Source organism: Pseudomonas sp. FBCC-B1667 (assembly GCF_059133255.1).
Genome location: NZ_CP101437.1, coordinates 4,403,280 through 4,422,993, shown reverse-complemented (window position 1 = coordinate 4,422,993; position 19,714 = coordinate 4,403,280). Strand labels below are relative to the sequence as shown.

16 protein-coding genes are annotated in these 19,714 nt (G+C 60.6%); 7 read left to right on the top strand and 9 right to left on the bottom strand.

Going from position 1 to position 19,714, the window contains the following annotated elements; translation table 11 throughout:
• The first annotated feature begins 192 nt into the window (after positions 1-192).
• Positions 193-1,032 carry a DUF2242 domain-containing protein gene (locus NL116_RS20415; RefSeq protein ID WP_494373771.1) on the top strand — a complete coding sequence of 280 codons (840 nt, stop codon included), beginning with the start codon at positions 193-195 and terminating at the stop codon, positions 1,030-1,032.
• Between the two features lie 342 nt (positions 1,033-1,374).
• Here NL116_RS20415 and NL116_RS20410 read toward each other — a convergent pair whose 3' ends face one another.
• Together NL116_RS20410 and NL116_RS20405 are read right to left on the bottom strand one after the other, a co-directional pair.
• On the bottom strand, positions 1,375-2,415 hold the full coding sequence (locus NL116_RS20410; protein WP_494373770.1) for an AraC family transcriptional regulator: 1,041 nt from the start codon (positions 2,413-2,415) through the stop codon (positions 1,375-1,377).
• Positions 2,416-2,418: 3 nt separating this feature from the next.
• Complete coding sequence (locus tag NL116_RS20405) at positions 2,419-3,549, bottom strand: carbon-nitrogen hydrolase family protein (protein WP_494373769.1); 1,131 nt, start codon at positions 3,547-3,549, stop codon at positions 2,419-2,421.
• 209 nt (positions 3,550-3,758) lie between these two features.
• Here NL116_RS20405 and NL116_RS20400 point away from each other — a divergent pair, with 209 nt between their 5' ends.
• On the top strand, positions 3,759-5,798 hold the full coding sequence (locus NL116_RS20400; RefSeq protein ID WP_494373768.1) for an oxidoreductase: 2,040 nt from the start codon (positions 3,759-3,761) through the stop codon (positions 5,796-5,798).
• Between the two features lie 144 nt (positions 5,799-5,942).
• Positions 5,943-6,860 (top strand): 1-aminocyclopropane-1-carboxylate deaminase/D-cysteine desulfhydrase, encoded by a 918-nt coding sequence (locus NL116_RS20395; RefSeq protein ID WP_494373767.1) that lies wholly within the window; start codon positions 5,943-5,945, stop codon positions 6,858-6,860.
• 10 nt (positions 6,861-6,870) lie between these two features.
• On the opposite strand, the gene NL116_RS20390 is transcribed toward NL116_RS20395, so the two are convergent.
• From NL116_RS20390 to NL116_RS20380, 3 genes are all read right to left on the bottom strand, one after another.
• A complete protein-coding gene (locus NL116_RS20390) occupies positions 6,871-7,419 on the bottom strand; it encodes a cytochrome b (RefSeq protein WP_494373766.1) in 549 nt (182 codons plus the stop codon).
• Between the two features lie 187 nt (positions 7,420-7,606).
• On the bottom strand, positions 7,607-8,434 hold the full coding sequence (gene phnX, locus NL116_RS20385) for a phosphonoacetaldehyde hydrolase (RefSeq protein ID WP_494373765.1): 828 nt from the start codon (positions 8,432-8,434) through the stop codon (positions 7,607-7,609).
• 151 nt (positions 8,435-8,585) lie between these two features.
• Entirely contained in the window at positions 8,586-9,695 is a 1,110-nt protein-coding gene (locus NL116_RS20380; RefSeq protein ID WP_494373764.1) for a 2-aminoethylphosphonate--pyruvate transaminase, read from the bottom strand.
• Between the two features lie 109 nt (positions 9,696-9,804).
• Between NL116_RS20380 and NL116_RS20375 the strand changes: the two genes are divergently transcribed.
• Positions 9,805-10,665: a LysR substrate-binding domain-containing protein gene (locus NL116_RS20375; protein WP_494373763.1), complete on the top strand. Its 861-nt coding sequence runs from the start codon at positions 9,805-9,807 to the stop codon at positions 10,663-10,665.
• Positions 10,666-10,768: 103 nt separating this feature from the next.
• Here NL116_RS20375 and NL116_RS20370 read toward each other — a convergent pair whose 3' ends face one another.
• Positions 10,769-11,641 carry a LysR family transcriptional regulator gene (locus tag NL116_RS20370; RefSeq protein ID WP_494373762.1) on the bottom strand — a complete coding sequence of 291 codons (873 nt, stop codon included), beginning with the start codon at positions 11,639-11,641 and terminating at the stop codon, positions 10,769-10,771.
• Positions 11,642-11,907: 266 nt separating this feature from the next.
• On the opposite strand from NL116_RS20370, the gene NL116_RS20365 reads away from it, so the two are divergent.
• A complete protein-coding gene (locus tag NL116_RS20365) occupies positions 11,908-13,233 on the top strand; it encodes an MFS transporter (RefSeq protein WP_494373761.1) in 1,326 nt (441 codons plus the stop codon).
• A 69-nt stretch (positions 13,234-13,302) separates the two neighbouring features.
• Positions 13,303-14,694, top strand: a complete 1,392-nt coding sequence (locus NL116_RS20360) for an FAD-dependent oxidoreductase (protein WP_494373760.1) — start codon at positions 13,303-13,305, stop codon at positions 14,692-14,694.
• On the opposite strand, the gene NL116_RS20355 is transcribed toward NL116_RS20360, so the two are convergent.
• On the bottom strand, positions 14,691-16,088 hold the full coding sequence (locus tag NL116_RS20355) for a type VI secretion system Vgr family protein (protein ID WP_494373759.1): 1,398 nt from the start codon (positions 16,086-16,088) through the stop codon (positions 14,691-14,693). The two genes, NL116_RS20360 and NL116_RS20355, sit on opposite strands and share 4 nt — an antisense overlap.
• Positions 16,089-16,321: 233 nt before the next feature.
• On the opposite strand from NL116_RS20355, the gene NL116_RS20350 reads away from it, so the two are divergent.
• Entirely contained in the window at positions 16,322-17,029 is a 708-nt protein-coding gene (locus tag NL116_RS20350) for a YebC/PmpR family DNA-binding transcriptional regulator (RefSeq protein WP_123432313.1), read from the top strand.
• Between the two features lie 136 nt (positions 17,030-17,165).
• Here NL116_RS20350 and NL116_RS20345 read toward each other — a convergent pair whose 3' ends face one another.
• Positions 17,166-18,479, bottom strand: coding sequence for a leucine-rich repeat-containing protein kinase family protein (locus NL116_RS20345; RefSeq protein WP_494373758.1), 1,314 nt, complete (start codon positions 18,477-18,479; stop codon positions 17,166-17,168).
• A gap of 80 nt (positions 18,480-18,559) precedes the next feature.
• A complete protein-coding gene (gene zapE, locus NL116_RS20340; RefSeq protein WP_494373757.1) occupies positions 18,560-19,690 on the bottom strand; it encodes a cell division protein ZapE in 1,131 nt (376 codons plus the stop codon).
• Positions 19,691-19,714 lie beyond the last annotated feature (24 nt).

Below are 19,714 nucleotides of genomic sequence, written 5' to 3'. Positions count from 1 at the left end.
CGAAAGGCTGGGGTTTTTTATGGGTGGAGGGCAACTGAAACGGTTATCCGTCGCCGGAGGCAAGAGTGGGGCGACCTTTTCCGGTCATTGGGAGTCTTTACACGTGTATCTGTTTTAAGACACTAATCGATACTCCGCTAAGCATCGATCTGTAGCACAATACGCCCCGGACCGTTTTCCTCAGGATGTTCAATGTTTAAATCAATTCCCATGCGTCTCGTCGGCTTGGCACTGGTGCTCGCTGCTGCTGCCGGCTGCTCCTCCAAGAAAGCCGCGATCTATGAGCATGAGAACTTCTCCGACTCCGGCACCTTTTCGCGCAATTACCCGGTGAGCGATGCGCAGACCTGCGAAGCCGCCCGCCGTGCCTTGCTCAGCCAGGGTTACATCATTACCAGCAGCGACCCCAAGCTGATCAGCGGCCATAAGAGTTTCCAGCAGACCGGCGACACGCACATGGAGATCAGCTTCAGTGTGGTCTGTGCCGATGACGGCAGCGAAGGGCACCATGCGACCATGTTTGCCAACGCCTTGCAGGACCGCTATGCGCTGAAGAAAACCAACAACTCCGCCAGCCTGGGTGTCGGTGTGTTGGGCTCGGTGTCGATGCCGATTGGCTCGTCCGACGACTCGATGGTCAAGGTCGCCAGCGAAACCGTTTCGTCGGCCAAGTTCTACGAGCGTTTTTTCACCTTGGTCGAATTATTCCTGCCACCGGAAGCCAAGAAAGCCGCACATATCGTCGAGAAGCCGAAAACCGACCTGGGCGTGCCTGAAGCCAAAGCGGCGCCTGCGGCGTTGGCACCGACGCCTGCGGAACCGACGCCAGCGCCAGCGCCAGCACCGGTTGCTGAGCCTGCACCGGCCCCAACGGATTCTGAACCGGTTGCACCGCCGGCTGAAACCGCTCCGATTACCCCGGCACAAAACAGCGAATCGGCACCCGCCACAGAAGCGGTCACGCCGCCACCACCGTCGAGTTTGCCGCCTCCAAGCGAGCCGATTCCGCAGATGCCTATCTCTGGTCAGTAAACGTTTCTCTACGGGATCGGGTCAGATGCAACGATCCCGTAGGCGCTTAACGTTGATCTGCGTCAGCCAGGCCTTAGTCCTACAGCCTGTATCGAAAAAATCCTGTGATAAATTCCTGACCGGCTGCTACGTTTTATTAAGTAGCCGCTGAGCGGTGCGCCTGCGTCATTTTTCTTTCACAGGGGCACTTTATGCTCAAGGCGCTGGTCATTTATTCAGGCATTTTTTAAACGAGCGTTGGGGGATTCAAAAATGGACGATTATCAAGAAGAACTGCTCGAGTACCAGGCGTTTGAACTGGACCCGTTGGAACCCGCCGAAGACGCTACCGAGCTGTAAGCGTCAAGCGGATTGGCGATGACTGCGGCGAAACTCGCCGGGTGTCTGGCCATTCCAGCGTTTGAAGGCCCGTTGGAAAGCTTCGGCTGAAGCGAAACCCAACAGGTAGGCGATTTCCCCGAACGCCAGTTCGGTATCGCGGATGTAGGTCATGGCCAGGTCGCGACGGGTGTCGTTGAGAATCGCGCGAAATTGCGTGCCCTCTTCGGCCAGTTTGCGGCGCAAGGTCCAGGTGGGCAGCTTCAGGCGTGCCGCCACTTCTTCCAGGTCGGGTTCTCGGCCACCATTGAGCAACGGCCCCAGTAACTGAGTGATGCGTTCACGCAGGCTGCGGGTGCGTGTCAGCTGTTCCAGTTCCCGTTCACAGAGTTGCAACAGATGCCGCCAAGTGCTCGGACAGTGTTCCGGGTTGCGTTGAGCGAGGCTGGCCAGGCTCAGGCGCAGTTGATTATGCTCGGCGCCAAACTGGATCGGGCAATCGCCCAGTAAGGCATAGGTCTCGCGGTAATCCGGCGCGGCGAACTCGATCTCGATGCGCTCAGCGCTTAGCGGGGCAGGGCTGATGCTGGACAATTGGTGCAACCAGCCGGCGATGATCGAGTCCACCACAAAGCGGTTGTAGGCGTTGTAGGGGCTGATGGAATAGAAACGCAGCCAAGCACCCTGAGCGTCTTCATGAAAGCTTGACTGACCGCGATAGTTGGAGCCGTACAAGGCTTCGAAACGAATCAGGCAACGCGCGGCTTCCCGAACCGTCGGCGCCTGAGCGGCCGTGACACCGGCCAGACCGGCCTGGCTCAAGCGACTGAGTCGGCCCATGCGCAAACCCAACGCGGGGTCGTCCGTCAGTTGTATCGCGCCATGGCCCAAACGCATATAGCGCGGGATCGACAGCCGCGCGCCGGGCTCCGCCAATCGGGCTGCATCCAGCCCGTATTGATCGAGCAACGGTTGCGGGTCAGCACCGTGGCTGTGTACCGCATCGGCCAGGCTATGGACGAAACCCACCGATAAATCTCCGAGGCGCATCGGTAGCGGTTTCATGGATCACAACCAGAGGTTTAGCAACCGCGCACCACGGGCATTGCCCTCGGCGAACTGTTGACCGTTGTTGCTGAGAAAACTGTGCCCGGCGCTGCCCTTGTCCCAGAACTGCCCGCGCAGGAACACGCTCATGCCGGCAATGGCCTGGCTGGCGGGCGGTTGGGCAGTCAGGGTCAGGCGATGCCAGGCCTGTCCTTCGCTCAGCTCGCCGGGTTTGAGGCTGACATCGGCGGGTGTCGGTAGTCCACGGTAACCGCGCCACGGTTTATCCCACGTGTCACGTCCGATGACGTACGCCGGAACGGCTATCAGTTGCACGCCCTGATCGTCGAGTTTGCGGTAATTGTCCGGGTACCAACTGTCGCTGCCGATCAACACGCCAAGGCGTCCGGCAGGCGTATCGACGACGGTGAGAGCTTGTTGTTCATTGGCCCTGATGCCCTCAGGCTGCTCGAACACTGGATGCATCTGGCGTTGAGGCTGGCCAATCGGCAGGCCATCGCGGTCAAAGATCACGCTGCTGTTGTACAGCTCACCGCGGCCGATTTTCAACGTGCCGTCGATGACGCTGGGCTCCGGCAACACAATGGTGCCCGCCACCAGCGTCACGTGAAACTCCTTTGCCAATCCGCCGAACAGGGCCTGATAATTCTTGGCCATGCCTTTGGCCTTCATCCGCAAATGGGCATCGTCGATCCGGCTGTCGCCCTTGGCGCTGATTAGCGCACGAACGAACTGCAACGGATTGCTCGCTGCCAGCCAGTTCATCGCTTCCTGAATCGTCGTGGCCTGGTACAACTCATCTTTTTCGCCGCTGACCATCAGCCAGGTGCCGACATGTTCGGGCAGCACGACGATGGTCTTGTCGTTCAGCAGGCCCTGATCCTGAGCCTTCTGCAAATAGGCTGCGAGTTTGCGATGCAGGCGCTCGGGGCTTTGATAGTCGGTGGGGAAGAGTTCGGGCTGGATGCCCAGCAGGTTGCCGCGATCAGCGGGTGTGCCTTGATCGATGGCCAGGTTGATGCGCAGGTCCGACAGGTAATGGCCCACCGGACGATCCGCAGCCCACATCGCGTAGGTGGTAAGGGCGGCAATGATCGCCATGGAAAAGGTCAGGTACAGAAGTTTGCGCATGGGGAAGCAGTCAACGGCCGTGTGCAGGGTTTGCGGCTAGGGTAGGGCGCCTGATGTCGCTTGCCAAGGGGCGTTGCGCATTTTGATCATTAACTTGTCAGTTTCGGTCATTGAGTGACAGCGATGCGACTCTTAGTCTGTCCACCATGACTGACGGGAGCCGAAGAACTCCTGCATTTTTTCCGTGATCGCTCGATGTGGAGTTACAAATGGCCGCCGCTCACTACCCGCACCTGTTGGCCCCGCTGGACCTGGGTTTTACCACGTTGCGCAACCGCACCCTGATGGGGTCGATGCACACCGGTCTTGAGGAGAAACCCGGCGGTTTCGAACGCATGGCGGCGTACTTTGCCGAACGCGCGCGCGGTGGTGTTGGCCTGATGGTCACCGGCGGCATCGGCCCTAACGATGAGGGCGGGGTGTATTCCGGTGCAGCCAAGCTGACCACCGAGGAAGAAGCGCTCAAGCACCAGATCGTGACGCGCGCCGTGCACGAGGCGGGCGGCAAGATCTGCATGCAGATCCTCCACGCCGGGCGTTATGCCTACAGCCCGAAACAGGTCGCACCGAGCGCCATTCAGGCGCCGATCAACCCGTTCAAGCCCAAAGAGCTGGACGAGGAAGGCATCGAGAAGCAGATCAGCGATTTCGTCACCTGTTCGGTTCTGGCGCAAACCGCCGAATACGACGGCGTCGAGATCATGGGCTCGGAAGGTTATTTCATTAACCAGTTCCTCGCCGCCCACACCAACCACCGCACCGACCGTTGGGGCGGCAGCTACGAAAACCGTATGCGCCTGCCGGTAGAAATCGTCCGTCGCGTGCGTGAAGCGGTGGGTCCGAACTTCATCATCATCTTCCGCCTGTCGATGCTCGACCTCGTGGAAGGCGGCAGCAGCTGGGAAGAAATCGTCACCCTGGCCAAGGCCATCGAACAGGCTGGTGCAACGATCATCAACACCGGTATCGGCTGGCACGAAGCGCGGATCCCCACCATCGCCACCAAAGTGCCACGCGCGGCGTTCAGCAAAGTCACCGCCAAACTGCGTGGCTCGGTGAGCATTCCGTTGATCACCACCAACCGCATCAACACCCCGGAAGTGGCCGAACAGATTCTGGCTGAGGGCGATGCCGACATGGTTTCGATGGCGCGGCCGTTCCTCGCCGACCCGGACTTCGTCAACAAGGCCGCTGAAGGGCGCGCCGATGAAATCAACACCTGCATCGGTTGCAACCAGGCGTGCCTGGACCATACCTTCGGCGGCAAGTTGACCAGTTGCCTGGTCAACCCGCGCGCTTGCCATGAAACCGAGCTCAACTACCTGCCGGTGCAGCAGATCAAGAAAATCGCCGTGGTCGGCGCAGGTCCTGCAGGGCTTTCCGCGGCGACAGTGGCCGCTGAGCGCGGGCATCAGGTGACGCTGTTTGATTCGGCGAGTGAAATCGGCGGTCAGTTCAACATCGCCAAGCGCGTACCAGGCAAGGAAGAGTTCTTCGAAACCCTGCGCTATTTCAACCGCAAATTGCAGACCACCAACGTCGAGGTGTGTCTGAACACCCGTGTCGACGTGGCTCGACTGGTCGAAGGCGGTTACGACGAGATCATTCTCGCCACAGGTATCGCGCCACGGACCCCGGCGATTCCCGGCGTGGAAAACGCCAAGGTATTGAGCTATCTGGATGTGATCCTGGAGCGCAAACCGGTGGGCAAGCGGGTTGCTGTGATCGGCGCGGGCGGTATCGGTTTCGACGTGTCGGAATTTCTCGTGCACCAGGGCGTCGCCACCAGTCAGGACCGCGAAGCATTCTGGAAGGAGTGGGGCATCGATACTCACCTTGAAGCGCGCGGAGGCGTCGCGGGTATCAAGGCTGAGCCGCATGCACCGGCCCGTGATGTGTTCCTGTTGCAACGCAAAAAATCCAAGGTCGGCGACGGCCTCGGCAAAACCACGGGCTGGATTCACCGCACGGGGCTCAAGAACAAGCAGGTGCAGATGCTCAACAGCGTCGAGTACCTGAAAATCGACGATGAAGGCCTGCACATTCGCATCGGCGAAACCGGCGAGCCGCAAGTGCTGCCAGTGGACAATATCGTGATCTGTGCCGGGCAGGATCCGCTGCGTGAATTGCAGGACGGGTTGGTCGCGGCCGGGCAGAACGTGCATTTGATTGGTGGTGCGGACGTGGCGGCAGAGCTCGATGCCAAGCGTGCGATCAATCAGGGTTCGCGGTTGGCCGCCGAGTTGTAATCAAACCCTGTGGTGAGGCGGCTTGCCCCCGTTGTGTCGCGAAGCGGCCCCAAAAGAGGGACTGCTGCGCAGTCCAACGGGGGCAAGTCCCCTCGCCACAGACTGGCTGCTAAGATGCCAGCTCTTTACCCAGAGCCGGCATCGATGTTTCTTCCTCCCTACGACTGGCTCCCCCAAGCCCCTCTCGACCCCCTCCCTATCGACTGGCTCACCGCCGGCGGCATCGAAGTCGCGATCCTGCGCCTCGACCAAATCGACCCGCTCATCAGCGGCAACAAATGGTTCAAGCTGATCGAACACCTCAACGCCGCCAACCTCGCCGGTGCCAAAGGCATCATCAGCCTGGGCGGTGCTCACTCCAATCACTTGCACGCGCTGGCCGCCGCCGGTAAACGCTTCGGCTTCAATACCGTGGGATTGCTGCGCGGTCATCCACAAGACACCCCGACGGTGACGGACCTGCAAGCATTCGGCATGCAATTGCACTGGTTGGGCTATGGCGGCTACCGGGCGCGGCATGAGCCGGATTTCTGGCAACCGTGGCAGGCGCAATACCCCGATGTGTATCCGGTGCCGGAAGGGGGCGGCGGTCTGCGTGGCGCGCGAGGGTGCATGGCGTTGAAGGCAATGGTCGACGATCAATTGAATCGTTTGGGATGGAACGACTTCGACGGCTGGTGGCTGGCGTGCGGAACCGGCACCACCCTGGCCGGCCTGGTGCTGGCCGAGGCGGTTGAACGCAAGGTCTATGGCGCGATGGCGGTGCCCGACGATCATGGTGTTGCGCAACAGGTCGAATCGATACTGCAAGAAGCGGATGTGCCGCAGCGTAACTTCGAACTGTTGGACGCCAGCCGTGGCGGCTTTGCCAAAGTCGATCAGTCGCTGCTCGACTTCATCGACCAAACGGAACACGCCAGCGGTGTACCTTTGGAGCCGCTGTACACCGGCAAGGCGTTGCTGATGCTCAAGCAGCAAGTCGCGGCAGGGCGTTTTGAACAGGGTACACGCTTGATCTTCATCCACACCGGCGGCTTGCAAGGCCGCCGGGGATTTCAATAAAGAGCTGTGTTCAACCGCGCTTTGGCATCATCCGCAGCAAGGTGTTATCCCGCACCACGTAATGGTGATAGATCCCGGCGAGTGCGTGCAGGCCGATCAGCCAGTAGCCGAGGGTGCCGCCCAGTTCATGCCAGCCCTGGATCTGCTTGGCCAGCGCCTTGTCTTCCGAAACCAGCATCGGCAGGTCAAAGCCGTAGAACATCACTTGATTACCCTTGGCGCTCGTGACCAGCCACCCGAGAATCGGCATCGCGATCATGAAAATGTACAACGCCCAATGCATCAACTTCGCCAGCATGGTTTGCCATTTGGGTGAGGCGGGGAAAATCTGCGGTGCGGGGCCCAGGCTGCGGGCGAACAAGCGCAGCCAGACCAGCACGAACACGGTCAGGCCCAGCATGAAGTGCGACTCAACGATCAGCGCGCGACCGCCACTGCCTTTGGGAAAGATCCCGCGAAACTCGATACAGGCGTAAACCAGCGCCAGCAAGACCAGCATCAACCAATGCAGCGTGATCGATACGGTGCTGTAGCGCGATTCGGAATTCTTCCAGGGCATACGGTGTTCCTCACAGGTCTGGTCTGAAGCCACCGTTCTTGACCGACGGTGTTGCTTAACTGTAATCCGCTTTGGCGGATTTGCCTTGAGTGATTGTGCCGCATAACGCTCTGGTTCAGGTGATTGACATCAAAAAAGCGTCAGTTCCGTAATGGAACTGACGCTTTTTTATCGCAGAAAACCTCGATCAACTGCTTTGCGGCATTTCGCCTTTTGCCAGGCGCTTGTTGATGTCCGCAATCACTTCCGGCAGATCGGTGATGGTGTCGATCATGTAGTGCGGACGCGAGCTTTCGAACATCGCGTGGATGCGCTTGCGTTCGCTGTCGAGCTTATCGCTGTCGAGGGCGCGATAGCCTTCGTAGTCCAGGCCCAGCGCGTTACCCGAGCAGATCAGCGCCACGGTCCACATGCCGGCGCGACGACCTTCAAGAATGCCCGGCACGGTATCGTCGATCTTCACGCAGGCCGCGACATCATCGATACCCAGCGCAATCACGTTGGCCAAGGCCTGAGCCGGCCATGGGCGACCGTTGGGGACTTCGTCTGTGGCGACTACGTGGTCAGCGACGTAACCGTTGGTGGCGGCCAGCTCGACCACTTTGTCCATGACCTGTTTCGGGTAGCCGGAGCACGAGCCGATCTTGATCCCTTGCTGACGCAGGTTGGCGATGGTGTCCAGCGCGCCTGGAATCAGGGCCGAGTGTTCGGCGATTTTTTCGATTTGCAGCGGCATGAAGCGTTTGTAGATGGCGGTGACATCCTCATCGGTCGGTGCGCGGCCGAACACGGCACGATAACGCTCAGCGACTTGCGGCTGATCGCACAGGGTGCGGATGTGGTCCCACTTGCCCATGCCCATCGGTCCGCGGGCTTCTTCGATGGAGACCTGCACGTCGAATTCGGCGAAGGCTTCGACAAAAATCTGGGTGGGCGCGAAGGAGCCAAAGTCAACGACGGTGCCGGCCCAGTCGAGGATGGCGGCTTGCAGTTTGGTTGGGTTGTTGTAGTTCATAGTGATCAGATCCTGTGGCAACTGGCTATTCGGGAGTTCGACTTACCTGTGGGAGCGTGCTCGCGAAGGCGGTGGAGCAGCCGACATGTATGTTGAATGTCAGTACGCTTTCGCGAGCAGGCTCGCCCCGACAGGGGGATTTCGGTGTGAGTCAGATTTCGAGGACTTCCATCTCGCGCAGGACGTCGGCAATCGCCGCCACGGCCGCGTGCATCTCGGCCTGGTTGACGTGGCCGATGCAGCCGACGCGGAAGGTTTCAACCTGGGTCAATTTGCCGGGATAGAGGATGAAACCCTTGGCCTTTACCCGTTCGTAGAATTCCTTGAACTGGTAACGCGGGTCTTTCGGCGCGTGGAACGTGACGATGATCGGCGCCTGAATCGCGGCGGGCAGGAAGCTGCGCAGACCGAGCCGGGCCATGTCTTCCAGCAACACTTTGCAGTTGTCGGCATAGCGCTGATGCCGCGCCGGCAGGCCACCTTCTTCGTTGTATTGCAGCAAGGCTTCGTGCAGCGCCGCGACCACGTGGGTCGGCGGGGTGAAACGCCATTGACCGGTCTTGGCCATGTAGGTGTGCTGGTCGAACAGGTCCATCGCCAGCGAGTGCGAGTTGCCCGCAGCGTTGGCCAACGATTCTTTGCGAGCAAAGACAAAGCCCATGCCCGGTACGCCTTCCAGGCATTTGCCCGACGCGGCGATCAAGGCGTCGAACGGCACCTGTTGTGCGTCCACCGGCAGCGCGCCGAAAGAACTCATGGCGTCGATGATCAAGCGCTTGCCGTGTTGCGCGATGACGTTGGCGATTTCCGGCAGCGGGTTGAGGATACCGGTGCTGGTTTCGCAGTGAATCAGTGCGACGTGGGTGATGCTGGTGTCGGCATGCAGCAGGCGGTCGACGTCGGCGGCAGTGGTCGGTTCGTCTTCGGCGGTTTCGAAGGTGCTGAAGGAGCGGTCGAGTACTTCGCAGATCTTCGCCAGGCGTTTGCCGTAGGCGCCGTTGATCAGCACCAACACTTTGCCGTCGCGGGGCACCAGCGTGCCGATCGCTGCCTCGACCGCGAAAGTGCCGCTGCCTTGCAGGGGTACGCAGTGGTGGCTGGCGCCGCCGTTGATGATCGCCAGCAGTTGTTCGCAGAGGCTGGCGGTCAGTTGATTGAAGCGGTCATCCCATGAACCCCAGTCGACCATCATCGCCTGACGGGTGCGGGCCGACGTGGTCAGTGGGCCGGGGGTGAGCAGGATGGGTTCGGCAGTACTCATTCTCGTGTCCTCGCATTCGATGGGATGAAGCTACGGGACATAAATTGCAATTTGCGGTGCTATCAATCAAATTGTTTGTTGTTATGCCAGCCATCAGTGAGGGTTATTCATGAATCTGTTCCAGCTTCGGGCCTTTGACGCCGTGGCCCGCGAAGGCAGCTTCACCCGCGCCGCCGCGCGGTTGTTCATCAGCCAGCCGGCGGTGACCGGGCACATCAAGGCTCTGGAAGAGCACTATCAAATCACTTTGTTGCGCCGCACCGCGCGACGGGTGGAACTGACTGAGGAGGGAACCAAACTGGCTGCGATCACCCGGGCCATGTTCGGCCTGGCGGAAGAGGCGCAGGTGATGCTCGAAGCGAACCGGCAGTTACTGACCGGGCGCCTGGAAGTGGCGGCAGACGGACCGCACATGGTCATGCCAATGCTGGCCAGTCTGCGCGCGCGCTACCCCGGCATCACCGTGAACCTGCGGCTGGGCAATGCCCAGGAAACCCTGGCGGCGTTGTTGTCCGAGCACGCTGACGTGGCGGTGTTGACCGAGGTTGAACCGCGCAAGGGCCTGCACTTACAGGCGTTGAGCGAATCACGGATTTGCGCGTTGGTGCCGCAAAGTCACCCTTGGGCAAAGGCGAGCAGCGTCAAGCTCAAGGCACTGGATCAGGTGATCATGGTCTTGCGTGAGCCGAGTTCGATTACCCGGCGCACGTTCGATCAGGCGTGCGATCAGGCCAAGGTTAATCCACGGGTGCTGCTGGAGCTGGACAGCCGCGAGGCGGTTACCGAGGCAGTGGCGGCGGAGCTGGGGGTGGGGGTGGTGTCGTCGGTGGAAGTCAGCCATGACCCACGGGTGGCGGCGGTGCCGATTATTGGCGAGGGACTGGTTAACCGACACATGATCGGGTGCATGGCGCGGCGGCAAGATTTGCGCTTGATACAGGCGTTTTTTGATTTGGCTCCAATCAGTTAGACCGAGGCTTGGCCATCGCGGGCAAGCCACGCCCACAGGTTATGCGTCGTTTACGAGATGTGTGTCCACGAAGTGGGCTTGCTCGCGAAGGGGGCAGTCCTGCCTACACCAGACTCTCGCGAACCATCTCCAGAAACGTCGCCACCACCCGCCGCGAACTCTGTTCGCGCAAGCACACCAGCGTCTCCGTCAGCCGCCGTTTGCAATCAGTAATCGGCAACGCGCAAACCCTTGAGTCGGCACCAAACTCGGCGGCCGACACCACCCCAACCCCAATCCCGACCACCACCGCTTCCCGCGCTGCTTCCCGTCCTTCCACCTGAATCGCCGGGCGGATGCGAAACCCGGCCCGAGCCATTTCCTCTTCCAGTGTCTGGCGTGTCACCGAACCGATTTCCCGCAGCACCAACGGGGTGTCATCCAGGTCCGCGAGGCAAATCGATTCGCGATCCGCCCACGGATGATGGCGTGAAACAAACGCCACCATTGGGTCATTGCGCAGGGGCACCGAGATCAGCCGCTCATCACTGACATCTCGCCCCAACAACGCCAGGTCGGCCTGATAGTTAAACAGGCGAAAGAGTGACTCATCAGTGTTGCCGGTTTCAATCTTCACGCTGATGCCTGGATAGCGTTCGCAGAACCGCGCGATCTGCGGCAACACGTGCACCGGTGCATCCACCGCGAGGATCAAGCTGCCGGTCTGCAAGGCCTGGGAGTCCTGCAACAGCTCCTGCGCTTCGGCCTCGATCACGAACAGCCGCTGCGTGATGGCGAGCAGGCGCTCGCCCAGATCCGTCAGGCGCACCGAGCGTTTGTTGCGGTGGAACAACAACACACCGAAACGCTCTTCAAGTTTGCGCACTTGGTCGGAAATCGCCGGTTGCGTGAGGAATAGTCGCTCGGCGGCTTTGGTAAAGCTTCCGTGGACGGCCACGGCGTGGAAGGCTTTGAGCTGGGCGTGGGAAACCGACATCGAAACCTCCAGTAACAACCTGAGCTTATTTTGGAAATACGATAAATCGATTTCACTTATTAATCAGTAATTGTTTTTATCCACCTCAGCCCCGGTGACTGGTCAGTCGACAGCCGCGGTGGCCATGAGCCTGTGCGTGCAACAGCAGGACTCATCTGACCGGTATCGCGACATGAAATCGGCGATACCGCAGTGCTCAACAATAAAAACACAGGCGTTTTCTTCCAATTCTGCCGGCACACTCACACCCTGAGGTCAGAACCACAATGAACAATCCCATCGGCACCATCAAGCGCTGGCGCGTGCAGATCTTCGCGATCACCTGGCTCGCCTACGCCGCTTTCTACTTCACCCGCAAAGCGTTTTCCGTGGCAAAACTGGGGATCGCCGAAGACCCCACCTTCATGCTCGACAAAATGGCCATGGCCAACCTCGACGCGATCTACCTGGCGGCGTACGCCCTCGGGCAGTTCACCTGGGGCATGCTCGCCGACCGATTTGGCCCGCGGGTCGTGGTGCTCGGCGGGTTACTGATTTCGGCGGCGGCAGCCCTGGTAATGGGCACTTACGCGACACTGCCGATCTTCGCGACCTGCATGTTGATTCAAGGGTTGGCGCAGTCCACTGGCTGGTCCGGGCTGTGCAAAAACCTCGGCAGTTTTTTCCCTGCGCAGCAGCGCGGCAGGGTGCTGGGGTTATGGAGTTCCTGCTATGCCTTTGGTGGGCTGGTGGCATCGCCGTTTGCGGGCTGGTGGGCGTATACGCTGATCGGCACCTGGCATGCGGCGTTCATTTCCAGTGCGGCGGTGGTTGGGCTGGTCGCCGTGCTGTTTTTTATTTTTCAACGCAACACACCGCAAGACGTCGGCCTGCCGGCGGTGGACATCGAACCCGAGTTGACGGTTGAAGAGGTTAATGCCCACAGCAAGATCAGCATTCTGGAACCCTTGAAGGAGATCCTGCGCAACCGCACAGTGCTGGTGTTGGGCCTGGCGTACTTTCTGTTGAAACCGGCGCGTTACGCGATTCTGCTCTGGGGGCCGGTGATTGTCTTCGAGCAAATGCCCACAGTGGGCAAGGTCGGCGCAGCGATCATCCCGACCGCGTTTGAACTGGCCGGGTTGCTCGGGCCGATCCTGCTGGGGCTGGCCTCAGACAAAGTGTTCGGTGCCCGACGTATGCCAGCGTGCGTCCTCAGTCTGCTGGCGCTGACCGTGACCCTGGCCTTGTTCATGGGCGCGCTGCACACCGGTAGCGTCTTGCTGGTGGTCGTGCTGTTGTTTGTCATGGGCCTGACCCTGTACGGGCCAGACTCGATGATCAGCGGCGCGGCAGCAATTGATTTCGGCACCGCCAAGGCGGGCGCGACGGCGGCGGGTTTCGTCAACGGGTGTGGTTCGGTGGGGGCGATTCTGGGCGGGTTGCTGCCCGGTTACTTTGACTCGGTCACTGTGTTCATCGTCTTCGCTGGCTGCGCCTTGTTCTCGGCCCTGGTATTGATTCCCCACTGGAACAGCCGCCCGGCTGGCCTGCGTGTCAACTACCCATTCGTGCCCAATCGGGCGATGGACATTAAACCCCTGCGTACCTGAATCCTGTCCTTCACAGCCTGCTGCACTGGCGGCGGGCTTGCGTGTGGGCATCTGAATGGAGATTTCCCCATGAGACCCTTTTGGCTGGACCAGGCCTTGAAGGCTGATACGTCCGAAACCTGCCCGGCACTGGACGGCGACACCCGTGCAGACGTGTGTATCGTCGGTGGCGGCTACACCGGTTTGTGGACCGCGATCATGCTCAAGGAGCAGAACCCCGAGCTCGACGTGGTGTTGATCGAGGCCGACATCTGCGGTGCCGGCGCCAGTGGCCGCAACGGCGGGTGCGCGTTGTCGTGGTCGGCCAAGTATTTCACCCTCGAGCGCCTGTTCGGCGTCGAAGAAGCGGTGCGTCTGGTCAAGGAATCCGAGCGCAGCATCTATGCGATTGGCACCTTCTGCCAACAGTACGGTGTGGAGGCTGACTACCGCCTCGATGGCACGCTCTACACCGCGACCAATCGCGCCCAGTGCGGCTCGACCGATGCGGTGATTGCCGCGCTGGAGCGCAACGGCATCAACTCGTTCACCCAGCGGCCGGTCGCTGACGTGCAACGCATGGCCGGTTCCCGCAAGCATCTGGAAGGCTGGTTTTCGCCGGCGGCCGCCAGTGTGCAACCCGGGAAGCTGGTGCGTGGCTTGCGGCACGTGGCATTGCAGTTGGGGGTGAGGATTCACGAAAACACTGCCATGACCGGGCTGGAGGAGGGCAAGCCAGCGGGCATTCAAACCCGCAACGGCACTGTTCGCGCAGACCGCGTGGTGCTGGCGATGAACGCCTGGATGGCCCGGGCATTCCCGCAGTTCGAGCGCAGCGTGGCGATTGTCTCCAGCGACATGTTGATCACCGAACCGCGCCCCGACCTGCTCAACCAGATCGGCCTGACCAGCGGCGTCACCGTGCTCGATTCACGGATTTTCGTGCACTACTACCACAACACCCCGGACGGCCGGATCATGCTCGGCAAGGGCGGCAACACCTTTGCCTACGGCGGGCGGATGTTGCCGGTGTTCGATCAGCCGTCGCCGTACGCCGGCTTGTTGAAAGACAGCCTGAACGAATTTTTTCCTGCATTTGCCGACGCCAAGGTCGAGGCGACCTGGAACGGTCCGTCAGATCGCTCGGTCACCGGTTTGCCGTTTTTTGGCCAAATGAGCGCCAGCGGGAATGTGTTCTACGGGTTCGGTTACTCCGGTAGCGGCGTTGGTCCATGCCACATGGGCGGGCAGATTCTGGCCTCGATGGTGCTGGGGCTGGACAACGCCTGGACCCGTTCGCCGCTGGTGAGCGGTCCCTTGGGTTTCTTTCCACCGGAGCCGATTCGTTACCTCGGCTCCCTGATGGTGCGCAATGCCATCCGCCGCAAGGAGCGTGCCGAAGATCACGGGCGCCGGCCACGGCACCTGGACATACGGCTGGCCAAGTTTGCCGCGGCGGCCGGCAAGGCGGACAAAGGCTAGCGATTGATCAGCCAATCGAGCAGCAATCGCCCATCGCTGCGGGGTTGATAGGCGCGGGGGCTGGGTGGATTGAAAACGGTGGCGCACAACACCGGGCGTTCCGGGTCGCTGTCGAGAAAACTGATGAGCACTTCGGTGCCGGCCAGCGGCAGGCTGGAGGGATCAATACCGGCTTGCGGTGTGGAGAAGGCAACGGGAAGCCACAGGCCGGCAGATTCATCCGCGTCCTCTTGCAGTGCGGGCCACAGCCGCACGTGGATTCGATGTTGCTCATCCAGCGCTGCCGGTTGTCCGGCGACGCCCAGCACTAACGCCCTCTGATAGCCCGGAATACTTGGCCGGGGTTGCGTGAGCGCGGGCCTGAATTCCGTTGACCAGGGAATGGCGGTGAATTGATTGCTGTAATGGCGTGGACGTTGGTCGGCGAGAATTGAAGGCTGTTGCCCGCCGTGTTGCACATCGGTGACCAACCACTGATCGTTGAAGCCCGACAGAGGATGTTCCGTCACTTGCACGATGCTGCCACTGCGCAAGACGGCGTGATTGCTTTGCCCTTCAATCTGTCGATGGTGGCAGCGCAGACGCTCCAGTGATCGACGACTGAGCCTCTCGCGGTGCGCCTGTTCGGCGGCAGGGCGACCGGTGAAGGGGGATGTCTTGGCGAAGATTGGGTTGGCGGCGCCGTCACCCTCTGTCTGAGGTCCGCGATTATTGGCAACGCGGCGGGTGGGCAGGGCGCGCGCGCTGTGACGTTGGGACAGCTCGCTGATCACCGGTATCGAAGTCTCGCTGAGCGCATCTTCTTGAAAAGGCAGCACCAGCGGCTCCTGGGGGAATGCCTGACTGTCATCTGCCAGCACCAGCACATGCCCGTCGCACCGCTGTTCGAAGTGATAGTGGATGCCTTCTTCTTCGCAGAGTCGCTGCATCAGTGTCAGGTCGGACTCATCGTATTGAATGCAAAACGGCCGGGGCGGGTAATGCAAGGGGGCCAGTTCCAGGCGATAGCTGTTCTCGGGCAGCGCATGTTCCTGGAACAATTGACGCAGAATCGCCGGCACGCTGAGGTGGTGAAAAACCCGGCGGCAAGGTGGGTGGTCGAGGGATTGCAGGTAAGGCACCAGCACCAGGTGATAACCAATGCAATGCGGGCCGCGGTGTTCACGGCTGGCGCTGTGAAGAATGCCGTGAACGGCGATGCGATCGCCCATCGTCAGCAGGGCCGGTTGTTGCAGCAACGGGTCGAGGTTCATCGACGGTGCCAGGCCAATCACTTCAATGTCGAACCGGAAAGGCCGGTTCAGGGCTTCGGTGCCACTGAATTGCAACACCTGCAGACGTAAACCGCTGTCGAGGAGGGTCAGGGTGTAGAGACTTTCCTTGTCGTTGTGCATCGAGTGCGCTTCTGCCTTGGATTCCGGACGCAAAGGGTACGAAACCGCGCCTCTCAATGGTCACCGCAAATCGCTGTTTCAGAATCGCCCTACGAGTGCTGGCGAAAATGTCGATCCGTGAAGCCGGTGGGCTCGCTCGTATTTTTTGGTCGATTGCCAACTTTAGGCCGTATAAACTTGCGCAACGCGTCGGCCAATAGATGTCTCGGCGCCACAGATCAAGAGAGTGAGTAATGGGCGCACAGTGGAAGGTTAAACACAAAGAAGCGGCATCCAACGCCAAGGGCAAGATCTTCGGCAAACTGGTGAAAGAAATCACCATTGCTGCGCGTAACGGCGCCGATACCGCCACCAACGCACACCTGCGACTTGTGGTTGAACAGGCCAAGAAAGCCTCGATGCCCAAGGAAACCCTGGATCGCGCGATCAAAAAAGGCGCGGGCCTGTTGGGTGAAACCGTGCAATACCATCGCGTGACTTACGAAGGCTTCGCCCCGCATCAGGTGCCGCTGATCGTTGAATGCGTGACCGACAATATCAACCGCACCGTGGCGGAAATCCGCGTGGCGTTCCGTAAGGGCCAGCTGGGCGCTTCTGGCTCAGTGGCGTGGGACTTCAACCATGTCGGCATGATCGAGGCGTCCCCGGACAGCCCGGACGCCGACCCGGAAATGGCGGCGATTGAAGCCGGTGCCCAGGATTTTGAGCCTGGTGAAGAAGAGGGCACGACCCTGTTCCTGACCGAACCTGCGGACCTGGATGCGGTGCAGAAAGCACTGCCGGAGCAAGGTTTCACAGTGTTAGCGGCGAAACTGGGCTACCAGCCGAAGAACCCGGTCAGCGGTTTGAGCGATGAGCAGATGGCTGAAGTTGAAGCGTTCCTGGAAGGCCTCGACAACCATGATGATGTGCAGGATATGTTTGTCGGTCTGGCGGGTTAAGCATTCCAGCAGGGTCGGCTTTGTTGTCTGACAGGCCGTCTTCGCGGGCAAGCCCGCTCCCACATTTAACTGAGGTCTGTCTGAAGTACTCGGTCAACTGTGGGAGCGGGCTTGCCCGCGAATGACCGCGCAGCGGTCACCGATCTTGCAGCTCCCTCAGAATCTCGCCAAACCCCGGCCGCTTCAGCACCTCTGGGTGACAGCAGCGCTCCTGCAACACCTCCAGCTCCTCACGCGCCACATCGCTCAACCCCGAGTCGATGCGCTCCAGCAATTCCCCCAGCAACACCCCAAACGCCCGCACCTCAATGCGTTGCAGCGCCCGGCTTTCAGGGCTGTCGCAGGTCGCGTGGAAAGACGCCGCGCCAAAATCCCCCAGCAGGCAATCACCGTCCTCGTTCCACAGGATGTTGTGGCCATAGAGGTCGCCGTGGGTGATGCCGTGTTGATGTAAATGCCTGGCCACCGAGGCGACGCCATAGGCGATGCGCATTGCCACGCCCGCACTGAAACGGGTGTCATCAGCGTAGATGTCGCGGGTGCATGAGGCCAGGCTCGGCAGCGCGGCCAAGTTGCGATAACTCGGATCGATCAGTTGCATCACTAGCCCGGCTTGCTGCTCGGGATGATCGACGATTCGGCCTTCGACGCGGATCAGGTTCGGGTGAAGGCCGGCGGTAATGCACGCGTTCATTTCGTGCAGGGGCGAACCATCGCTGGTCATTTCGCCCTTGTAGAGCTTGACCGCGACCTGCGTGGCCGGTTGTTCCGGTTGCGTCCAAGTGGCCCGATGAATCACCCCCGAAGCGCCTTCGCCCACTTGTTGCTCCAGACGCAATTGGTCCCAGGGAATCTGCGGTGTGGCTTCCAGGGCCGCGGCATCCGCTTCGGTTTCCAGCGGATTACCGGCATACGCCAGCCAGGTAAGACTAGGCAGCGCCAGCAGCCATTCCGGAAGTTCACTGAACTGATTCGCGGCGATGCGAATCAGCTCCAGTCGATGGCACTGGCTCAGGCTGCGGGGCAGGCGCTGCAAGCGGTTGCCGGCGAGCATGAGTTTTTGCAGGTTTGGGCGGTCGCCCAGTTCGGTGGGCAGTTCGTTGATGCGGTTGTCAGTCAGGATCAACCAGCGCAGCAACGGTGGCAGCGCGGCGGCGGGGACCGATTCGATGGCATTGGACCGGAAGCCGATCATCGTCAGCGCAGCGCACTGGCCCAGGCTCGCGGGCAGTTCGGTGAACAGGTTGTCCGAGCAGAACAGCACGCGTAACCGGGTCAGGCGATGCAGATCATCTGGCAGGCTGCGCAAGGCGTTGCCGCTGAGGTTGAGCACTTCCAGCGAGTCTGCCAGGTCGAAAATTTCCCGCGGGAATTCTGTCAGGCCGCAGGCCAGGTCCAGGCGGGTGATGCCAGTCAATTGGCCGGCGCGCAGTTGGGCGAGGGTATCCATGGGCGGGTTCGCTATTGATCAGGGGAAGGCGCGGTGGCCTGGAAATGGGCGACATGATAGCGGTAAAGGAGGCGCGCTTGTCAGGCCGGTGCGCGCACTTCCAGCAACTGGCCCAAGCGGCTGCGCGTACGCGCCAGGTCGATGGCATCGCCGCCCAGGCTTTCGCGCAACGATTGCTGGCCGAGCAGCGTCAGGTGTTTGTCCTGATCGTATAGAACGTCGATCAGGTTGATAAACCGCTGCTGTGCGGCGATCGAACAGTCGGCGAGGTTGGGCAGTTCGTCGATGATCCAGTGATCGAAACGCCGGCACAACTCCAGGTAATCCATGACGGCCGTGGGGTGTTCGCACAGATCGCCAAAGGTGAACCCGACGGTGCGTTCTCCGCAGTGCCGCGCTTGAAGGTGGCGGGGGCCGACCGCCAGTTGCAACGGCGGTGTAACGCGCTCGGGCAGGTTCAACGCCTGACGTTGCGCCACGCTGCCCGGCCAGACATACCGGCCGAGCGCAAACACCTGCTGCGCATGGGTTCTGACTTGACTGCGGTAGTCATGCGGGCCGCCGACTTCCATCACTTGCATGCGCGCATGGATCAGGTCGATGACCGGCTTGAAACGTGCGTGGTAGAGCGGATTGGGCAGCAAAGCTTCCGGCGGATAATTGGACGTCACCAGCAGCAGAATGCCGCGACGGAACAGCGCCTTGAACAGCCGTGAGATGAGCATCGCGTCACCGATGTCATGGACGTGAAACTCGTCGAAACACAGCACCCGGCAATCGCTCAGCAGTTCATCGAGGGTGAAGGCCAGCGCATCGGGCTGATCGCGGTGGGCGAACATGCCCTGATGCAAGCGGGCAAAGAATTCGTGGAAGTGCAGTCGCTGCTTTTCCTCGACCGCAATCGCCTGGAAAAAGCCGTCGAGCAACCAGCTCTTTCCGCGTCCGACCGCGCCATGCAAATAAAGGCCAGGGAGCGTTTTTGCCGAGGCGCCGAGCAGCGCGGTGGCGTGTTGCGCCATGCAGTCGATCACTCGCTGCTGGCTGTGACTGAGGGTATAGCCTTGGGCGTGGGCTTTCTGGCGGAAGTAATCGTGGACGGTTTTACCGGCTGCCGTGCCGCTGGCAGGCGTGGCAAGCGCCTTGCCGAAAAGGCTGCGCAAGGAAGGCAAGCGTGGTGTCAGTCGTGAGCGATTGGGCGGTCGAGCGGCCATTGTCATGTCACCCCGTAGTCGTCA

Bases quoted from the DNA above. Each gene is read 5' to 3' on its own strand.
- NL116_RS20375 (WP_494373763.1), top strand. From the start codon at position 9,805: ATGAATCTGTTCCAGCTTCGGGCCTTTGACGCCGTGGCCCGCGAAGGC.
- NL116_RS20370 (WP_494373762.1), bottom strand. From the start codon at position 11,641: ATGTCGGTTTCCCACGCCCAGCTCAAAGCCTTCCACGCCGTGGCCGTC.
- NL116_RS20400 (WP_494373768.1), top strand. From the start codon at position 3,759: ATGGCCGCCGCTCACTACCCGCACCTGTTGGCCCCGCTGGACCTGGGT.
- NL116_RS20415 (WP_494373771.1), top strand. From the start codon at position 193: ATGTTTAAATCAATTCCCATGCGTCTCGTCGGCTTGGCACTGGTGCTC.
- NL116_RS20390 (WP_494373766.1), bottom strand. From the start codon at position 7,419: ATGCCCTGGAAGAATTCCGAATCGCGCTACAGCACCGTATCGATCACG.
- NL116_RS20355 (WP_494373759.1), bottom strand. From the start codon at position 16,088: ATGCACAACGACAAGGAAAGTCTCTACACCCTGACCCTCCTCGACAGC.
- NL116_RS20365 (WP_494373761.1), top strand. From the start codon at position 11,908: ATGAACAATCCCATCGGCACCATCAAGCGCTGGCGCGTGCAGATCTTC.
- zapE (WP_494373757.1), bottom strand. From the start codon at position 19,690: ATGGCCGCTCGACCGCCCAATCGCTCACGACTGACACCACGCTTGCCT.
- NL116_RS20345 (WP_494373758.1), bottom strand. From the start codon at position 18,479: ATGGATACCCTCGCCCAACTGCGCGCCGGCCAATTGACTGGCATCACC.
- NL116_RS20360 (WP_494373760.1), top strand. From the start codon at position 13,303: ATGAGACCCTTTTGGCTGGACCAGGCCTTGAAGGCTGATACGTCCGAA.
- NL116_RS20410 (WP_494373770.1), bottom strand. From the start codon at position 2,415: ATGAAACCGCTACCGATGCGCCTCGGAGATTTATCGGTGGGTTTCGTC.
- NL116_RS20395 (WP_494373767.1), top strand. From the start codon at position 5,943: ATGTTTCTTCCTCCCTACGACTGGCTCCCCCAAGCCCCTCTCGACCCC.
- NL116_RS20405 (WP_494373769.1), bottom strand. From the start codon at position 3,549: ATGCGCAAACTTCTGTACCTGACCTTTTCCATGGCGATCATTGCCGCC.
- phnX (WP_494373765.1), bottom strand. From the start codon at position 8,434: ATGAACTACAACAACCCAACCAAACTGCAAGCCGCCATCCTCGACTGG.
- NL116_RS20380 (WP_494373764.1), bottom strand. From the start codon at position 9,695: ATGAGTACTGCCGAACCCATCCTGCTCACCCCCGGCCCACTGACCACG.
- NL116_RS20350 (WP_123432313.1), top strand. From the start codon at position 16,322: ATGGGCGCACAGTGGAAGGTTAAACACAAAGAAGCGGCATCCAACGCC.